Raw genomic sequence first — 9042 nt, forward strand, 5'->3', positions numbered from 1 at the left:
TTTGTTTTGTTGATGAGAAATAAAGAACTCGCTACGCTTCAAACAGCTTTATTTCTTCCCATCAACTTCAACTGGTGGGTGCCCAAGCTACGGAACCAAAGTCGGAAGTCTACAGTTGCGAGCAAAACTCTTTTAAATACGATTACCGCGTATACAAAAGCAACTTCAATAGAGTTAATAATCGTTACCTACCAATCAATTTCCAAAACCAAAAAATCTAATGCTTTAACCTCTAATGCTACACCTTTTTGAATAAGCTCTTCGCTCCCTATTTTTGTCTTTAGCCCTTTTTCTAAAGAATTAAAGTTCACTGTAACAGGCCGCGGGATATTAAGTGTTTCAAGCGCATGGCTTGGAAACTGTAATAAGAGTTTCTGATCATCAGTATCAAAATTGCAAACGATTAATAGTTGCTTTGTTGAGCTGTATCTGATAAATGCATAAAGTTTATCCGAATTAAAGGCATGATTATCATTATTCTGCCACATCAGATCATAAAACAATCCCTCTGTTATTGCGGGGTGTTGACACAGATTACAGATTTTAATGTAGGCTTGTCGTAATTCCTTTTGTTCCTCTGATAACCATGTTCCATCAAAGAGTCCGTCATTCATCCACTTCTGATGCTCCGGCATATTCCAATAATCAAAGATTGTAGTACGCCCATCATCTCCGCTAAAGCCTGTTGCTCCTTCTGCTGTCTCGCCAACTTCCTGACCATTATATACCATCAAAGGTCCCTGATGCATAAAGGCCGAAACCGCCATTGCCGGAATTGCTTTTTGTGCCTGCCCTACAACAAATCTGGAAGCTAAGCGCTGCTCATCATGATTTTCCATAAAACGGAGCATAAACTTATCCAGTCCTTTTAAATCCTGCCAGCACGCTGAAATATTACTGGCCGGTGCCTGACCTTTTATAACAGATATCAAGGTATCATACAATCCAACCTTATCATACAAATAATCGAAGTGCCCCTGGTGGATATACGAGTTATATAGTTTTGGATTATAAACTTCTGCTATAAACACCAGCCATGGAAATGATTGTTTTAGTTCGGGAATAACCCAATTCCAGAATTCAACCGGCACCATTTCGGCCATATCACAGCGAAAACCATCGACTCCATTAGCCGCCCAATAATGTAAAATGTGCTTCATCTTTTTCCAGGTACCTGGTAGCGGAGTGAAGTACTTTTTACCACCCGATTGATAATCGACACCATAATTAAGCTTCACCGTTTCGTACCAGTCATTTATGCCTGGTGAAAAAGTAAAACCATCATTGCCGGTGGCCCTGGCTACTTCTTCTGTATATTCCATATCTGGAAACCGCCTTTGAATTTCGGGCGACAGATAAAGTGACTCACCTGGGAGGTAGTAGTAATTGTTATTCCTGTCAAATGCACATTGAGAATCATCATCTTCTCCAAAATCCTTTATTCCATCGGGCTTTGCATCAGAATTATATTCACGGGCCACATGATTCGGCACAAAATCAATGATTACCTTCAAACCGTTGCTGTGCGTTCGGTCTATTAATTCTTCAAACTCACTTATTCGCTGGTCCACATCAACAGCAAGATCGGGATTCACATCGTAATAATCTTTTATGGCATAGGGCGACCCTGCTCTTCCTTTTATCACCAAAGGATTACCATGAGGAATATTATTATCGGGATAGCCCTCAACAATAGCATGCTCAATTATGCCTGTGTACCAAACATGGGTGATTCCCATATGTTTTAGCTCACGCAGCGCCTTGATATTAATATCTCTGAATTTTCCACTTCCGTTCTCCTCTCTGCTACCATCTACTTTTAAGTGACTTAGTTTATTCCCAAATAAACGTGGGAATAATTGGTAGATAACAATCTTTTGACCAGACATATTTAATAAATTCTTTTTGGTGGTGTATGCTTTAAAATCAGTGCCGTACGACTCGGCAAATAAAGATGTACCCGGTGCCTGTTTGACATTTGCGCTTCGGGTCGGGTAAAGTAATCAATACTGTCATCGATGCGTTTAAAACCGCCAAAAGACGGATGATCTGTATTTAGAATAATCTTGTAGCTGCCAGCCGGCGCCGAAACTCCGTAAAAGGTAAAGGACTGAGACGGATTCAGGTTAAAAATAAATATCAAATCCTTTCGCCTGATAGCCATTACCTGATCTTCTTCATTCGCCTCAAGACATTCGATATTTTGATCATTTAAAAACTTTTCTGCTGTTTGTAGCTTTATCATCGCCTGATCAAAGGCATTCAATTGCTCATATCTTAGTCCGTCATTATCCACCAAACTCCATTGGCGACGCGCGTATTGATACGACCAATCGTTGCCTTCGCGAGGAAAATCAATCCATTCGGGATGACCAAATTCATTTCCCATAAAATTCAGATAGCCATTACCGGCACAACAAAACGTCATCAGACGAATCAACTTATGTAAGGCTATACCTCGGTCGATGGACAAGCTTTCGTCACGCTTGCTCATAGCCCAATACATATCAGCACCTATCAGGCGAAAGATGATTGTTTGATCTCCTACTAAAGCTTGATCATGTGATTCGGCATAACTGATGGTCTTTTCTTCTTCCCGCTTATTCGACAATTCGTAGAAAATATTACCAACCTTCCACTCTTCATCTTTTAATTCCTTAATAAGTTTAATCCAATAATCGGGAGTTCCCATAGCCAGCCTGTAATCAAAACCTATACCGCCTTGTTCAATAGGAGCTGCTAATCCAGGATAACCGCTCATTTCTTCAGCAATGCTCATGGTATTCTCGTTGCACTGCTTTATTAACTTATTGGCCAATATCATGTATGTCAAAGCATCCTCATCCTGACCACCATCAAAGTATTGCTGATAATCCGTAAAACTCTTTTCAAGACCATGGTCGAGATATATCATACTGGTGACTCCATCAAAACGGAAACCATCAAAATGAAATTCTTCCAGCCAGTACTTGACATTGGAAAGCAGCAGGTGCAGAACTTCATTTTTTGCATAATTGTAACAGAGTGAATCCCAGGCTACATGTTCCCGACGATGGTTATCATGAAAAAACTGATATAGCGAACCATCGAAAAGCCCCATTCCTTCCAACTCGTTTTTTACGGCATGCGAGTGCACCAAATCCATGATAACAGATATTCCCATACCGTGTGCTGTATCGATCAGATCCTTCAACTCATCCGGTGTTCCAAATCGTGATGATGGTGCGAATAAACTGGATACATGATAGCCAAACGATCCGTAATAAGGATGTTCCTGAATTGCCATCAACTGGATGGTGTTATATCCTGCTTTATGAATTCTTGGCAGAATATCATTCGTAAATTCATTATAGGAGCCCACTCCCTCTTTTTCGGAAGCCATACCAACATGAGCTTCATATATAAGAGGTACTTCTACCTTCTTACGTTTATGATCATTCTTCCATTTGAATGACTGCCCTGGTAACCAGATTTGTGCTGCAAAAAGCTTGGTTTGTTCATCCTGTACCACACGAGTTGCCCAAACAGGAATCCGTTCACCTGATCCTCCCTGCCAGTGAACCTTCAGTTTATATAAATCTTCGTGCTTCAGTTTTTTCTTATCCACTTTCAACTCAAACACACCTGATTCTTTTCGTATAAATCTAAATTGCTCACTTTCTTCCCAATCCGAAAACTCTCCAATTAAGTATAGTTCTGTCGCATTGGGTGCCCATTCGCGAATAACATGATCATTCGCTTCAAGGTGCCAGCCATAGTATTGATGGCCATTGGCGAAGTCATACAAAGTCGAACCTGTTAACATCCGCTCTTTGGCCAGAGCTGCGTTTGTACGATGTGTTATTGAGTTAAAATAGGGCTTTAAAAAAGCATCAATTTCAGTAATATGATTTGGCATACGCTATTAATTCAAAGGATTTGAATTGCTGAAAGGGTAACATAAAGGTACAATTATTATTAATTGCCAAACGAAATATAGTGTTAAAGAATTTTCAAAAAATAAAAAACTCTCACCAATTAAATGATGAAAGTTCGTGTAATATAAATAGGAAACTCGTCGCCCGACTAAATTACATTGTGTTTATTAGTCGGACGACGAGTAATGCATTAATTCAATATCTTTCTACCAACTACTCAACCAAATCATATCCCAGCTCTTTACCTTTTTTAGCAGCCGGAATACCATCATGCATCCATACCGGCATTGGCTCGCCTTTTAAATAATGATTAAAAAACTGCATCATTCGGATACTTAAATCCTTTGAATTAGCCCGCCGTGTCAGGTTATGCTCTTCGTTATTGTAAACCAACATCCACACCGGCTTCTCCAAACGTCGCAAGGCCATATAGTATTCTATGCCCTGATACCATGGCACAGCACCATCTTTATCGTTGTGCATCATTAATAGTGGTGTTTCTACCTGAGGGGCAAAAAAGACCGGTGAGTTCTCAATGTACTTATTGGTTTTTTCCCATAATGTGCCACCAATACGGCTTTGTGTTCTCTCGTATTGGAACTGTCGGCTCATACCCGACCCCCAGCGAATACCTCCATAGGCACTGGTCATGTTACTTACTGGCGCACCCGCCATACCTGCTTTAAACAGGTTTGTACGTGTAACCAAATAAGCCACCTGGTAACCACCCCAGCTTTGTCCCTGGATACCCATGTTATCCCGATCGATAAATGAGAAACGATCAGCCATAGCTAAACATCCGCTAACAACGGCTTCATAGGCACATAATCCAGGATCGCCATCGCGATAGAAAATATCCGGTATAAAAATCACATAATTGTTAGAGGCGTAGAAATTCCAATTCACGGTTGAACGACTTGGTGCCGGAGGACGATATGAATGCAGGTTATCAGAGTAGCGCTCATAGAAATAAGAAATCATCGGGTATTTCTTATCCGGATCAAGGTTCTCAGGAGTTATCAGTAAACCCTGATGCGTCAGACCATCAGAAGCCACCCAGTCTACTAACTGAATATCTCCCCACACATAGTCTTTTTGTTGTGGGTTGGTATTACTAATCACTTTTGAATCATTTAAATCTCTTTTCGTTACTCTCAATTCAGGGTACATGGTATAAGTAGACTTACGCCAAACCATTACATCAGCATCTTTGGCTTTTATTGGTGAGTACACACGGTAATCACCCATCATTATTTCACTGATACCATTGGGAGTCAGTTGTGAGAAACCTGACTGCTTGTTAACATCATTAAAAGTTTTCAGAAGCAGGTCATTATCCAGATTGATGTATTTCTCTTCTTTATCCAGTTTTACGTAGCGGTATTCAGTCGTATTTTTCCGACCTTCACCATTCGTTAAGCAAATAGCAGTCGTTTTACCTGTTAAATCCAACTTCCATATATCATAACGATCATAAACAAGCACATATTTATTATCTGATGTAAAGCCTACGATGCCGTATGCCCCAGCTTCATTTGGTGTATCATTTAATTCATTAGCAAAATTCACCTGAGCACCCTTTGAGATCAGTGCTTTAGCTCCATTTTTTACATTCAATGAATAATACTGTCCATCCGCCGGATGATAGTAGACAGCCCATTTACCATTATCAGATACAGCTGATCGTCCGGATTGATCTTTTATAATCAAAGTTCTCTCACCGGTCGATAAATTGACCTTATAAATATCTGAAGACCATCTGCCTGAATAGGTTCTGGACCAGCGATAAGGCTTACTGTCATATCCAATGGCAATTACAGAGTTTCCTTTTTCAAGTTCTTTAACCGACTTCATATTTTCATCGGTCAACTGGATAACTGTCTTTTTCCTGATATTATAAACACACTTGTATGTCGGGTCCTTTTCCTTGCCCAGATTCTTCTTTTGCATCGGTTGAATATCCACGTCTTTCCAGTTCCAGATATCAACATGCGTTTTTTCATCTGTAGTTAAAGTATCTTTTGGTTCTTCTGCAGGTCGCTTACCAACATCAAAAAATATACGTTCGCCATTTTTAGAAAACCAGAGGCTCCCTTTAGTGCGTGCCGACCATTCTGTTGGTAAAGAAGCATGCATGGTGTCAATAATCATTTGGGGAGCTTTCATTTTTGCTCCTAAATGATATAAGCGGTAAACCTTTGTTTTCGCTGTATCTGGCGAGAAATAGAATGCACATTGCTGACCATCGTAGGCGGAGGCTATTTTCTCAATCTTACCGATTTCTTTAAATAAAGTATCAACAGTAAAAGATTGAGGATCAAACTTTAAAAGTTTGGAGACTTCTGTGGTATCACCAACACTTTGAACGACATAAGCTGCCGAACCATCTTTGGCTAAAGAATAATGATTTACTTTTTCGATATGTAGACTATCGCCATTGGACGGACGGTAAAATACCAGCGGTTTTCCTTTTGACTTAAAGGACTTTTTCTTTTTATCCTTATCTTTTTTCTTTTCCTCATTCTTTTCTTCTTCCGGCTTCGTTTCTTCCTTCTCAGTTTCTTCCGGCTTCTCAGGTTCCTCTACTTTAGTTGAATCTTTTGGTTCTTCTTTCTTTTTTATTTCCTTATCCAACATATAGGCTAGCCAATCGCCACCTTCCTGCGGAGAACTCCACTTTGAAATGTTGGCGACCTTTTTAGTTACACCAGTTGCAAGGTTGCGAATAAATAGACTATCCTTGGGCATCTTATCCTTTTTGGTTTTCTTAAGCTTCAGTTCCCTGATTGAATCGGACTGAGCAGATACACGAAATGCCAAGAACTGGTTACTCTCTGAAAAGACTGGTGATTTACCACGTGGTACCGAGTCCAATTCACCACTATTAACATTGTACAGATACAAATAGCTGTCACCCTTCTGAGGTTTTATAACATAGGATATAAAATCACCATTGTTAGATATAACGGTTCCCCGGTCTATTGATTTCCATCCGTCATAAACGGACGCATCCAGTTTCTTTTTCTCATCGGCCAGCGATGGCAACAGAATGAGCCATGCCAACAAAACTGTGCATGTAATTTTTACTAAAGGTTTAATCATGATTTTAGCTAATTTTTTAAAGGATTGAAGATAAATAAAACATAAGAAACCACAGAAAAGTTTAAAAACAACTTTGGGTAATTTCCTTTAAATAAATTGTTAGCTCCTCAATTATTAACGAATAAGCCTGGGAAAAGCTTTATGGAATTAAGTAGTGTTTGATACGTAAATAAGTTTTGTTTTCGACTCGAAGGTCGGGGAATTAGTTGATTTAGGTATAAAGGGAAATATGGATTGCATTTTTATTTCTAATCGGTGATAAAGATGTGATTCATTAGAAACTTACCCTCTAAATCTCCCTTTAAAAGCTACTCTTTATACACATCTTTTTTCAAACCGCTTTTAAGAATGAAGAAGGCTGAAAGCCTTCTTTATACTTAAGTGCAGTTTGAAAAAAGATGTGTATAAAGAGTAGTCTTTTGAGGAGAAGGTTAGGATGAGGTGATTAAATTATAGAGCAATAGTTACCTATTTATTGATAAAAGAAATAGCTTAAGGGATGAAATGCTTAGCTTGATTTACGTCATGTAAAACCACTATTCAAGTCTCCTTACTTTAGAAAGATTCAGAGGGTAAGTTTATTACGGATCTCATCTTAATCCCAAACTACCAATAAAGATGCGATCCGTTTAATGCGTTGATTAAGATTCTTACTGAATTAGCGCACTAACCAGTTCATCAATTTCATCGCTCTCACTGCTCATGTAATTATCCGGCACAGCAAATACCTCGTCTTTGATTTGCTTAATATCTACCTTTTGAGCAATAAATGTCAGGGTGAGGTTTTTAAACGGCATCTGGAACTCCATTAAAACCCCCGGAATTTCATTAAATGGTGTGTTTTCTTTTGGGTGTTTAAATTCAGTTTCTTCGGTGTAATAAACTGGAATACTTGGCAGGTCAGACGAAACAAAATGAATCATCGCTTTTTTGCAATTGACACCGGCAATTTGTTTGTTTGGTGCATCAATAAATTCAACTTGAGGATCATCAAAGCGTTCGAACAAAAACAGGTTTTCACCCTTATTATGTTGGTGAAACATACGCTTATCAAATACTCTGAAAAGAGTCATTGAAGTATCACCATCAGCTTTAGAGATATACTCCAGGTTATACAGACTTAAATCGCCTTTAATTGAAGCTTTATAACTTTCCCCTTTGAAAGTGCTTTCCATTTTTGTGGGTAAAAATGTAGCATACCCTTTATCCATTATCTCTTCGGGATACTTTATTTTATAGGTGATAATTCCCTGGTTCCTTTCGATTGGCCTATTGTACTGGCAAGCCGCAAAGACGGTGATTAAGAACAGGAAAGCTAATAATTTGCTCATGGCGATTTTGTTTGTGGGCACAAAATATGCGAAGCCAAAAATAGCAAATTAATGATTAGTGATGTAATCATTGACAAGAGAAAAACCTTATTTGGTCAAAAATGATATTTAATCAATATTGTCCTAACGTTTTTTAATGAAAGCGTGTATGTCTCTTACTAAATGGCCTCAGCTGGTAAGTCAAAAAACAAAGATGAAATAACAACTTAAGTCATCAACTGTAGTTTTTTGAGCGAATCAGGTGTAGCCTAGCCTTTTTTTGCTTTCTTTTTTTGTCATGACAAATCAATTGATATACGAACTAATTACTTTAAAGTATTTTCTCCTTTCCTTTGCATCGCCCAAAAGAAACAAAACGCTAGTCCCATTAATGCTTCCACCCGCCCTAAGAATTAATAAATATCACAATCAAAGTAGGACGAGCCCCTTTGCTGTTCAATTAAATTAATCCTTATTCACCCCACACAGGCCCGCAAATGAGACAGGCCTTCGCTTTGTAACTACCAAGTTATGGTTAAGGAGAGCGACTCTTAGCAGGCACTGTGGTTTTTGGCCTCAGCAATGACATTGGGGAACCCACTGCATGAATGAAGGATAGAAAAGAATTTTCCTAAAATCATGAATACGAATTAAGACTAACACATATGAATAATTGGAACCGAAGCTGTAATTCTTTTAAATCTTTTCCGAAA

Annotated in this window: 4 protein-coding genes; all 4 read right to left on the reverse strand. The window is 38.8% G+C overall.

All coding sequences use genetic code 11. The features are described from left to right. Nucleotides 1-188: 188 nt before the first annotated feature. Nucleotides 189-1889, reverse strand: coding sequence for an alpha-amylase family protein (locus AC4MRQ_RS23510; RefSeq protein WP_491200173.1), 1701 nt, complete (start codon nt 1887-1889; stop codon nt 189-191). A 2-nt stretch (nt 1890-1891) separates the two neighbouring features. Then, nucleotides 1892-3898, reverse strand: a complete 2007-nt coding sequence (locus AC4MRQ_RS23515; protein WP_491200174.1) for an alpha amylase C-terminal domain-containing protein — start codon at nt 3896-3898, stop codon at nt 1892-1894. Nucleotides 3899-4130: 232 nt separating this feature from the next. Beyond that, entirely contained in the window at nt 4131-7019 is a 2889-nt protein-coding gene (locus AC4MRQ_RS23520; RefSeq protein WP_491200175.1) for a S9 family peptidase, read from the reverse strand. A gap of 650 nt (nt 7020-7669) precedes the next feature. Then, nucleotides 7670-8350: a hypothetical protein gene (locus AC4MRQ_RS23525; RefSeq protein WP_491200176.1), complete on the reverse strand. Its 681-nt coding sequence runs from the start codon at nt 8348-8350 to the stop codon at nt 7670-7672. Nucleotides 8351-9042: the final 692 nt, after the last annotated feature.

It is taken from the genome of Carboxylicivirga sp. (genome assembly GCF_982718395.1).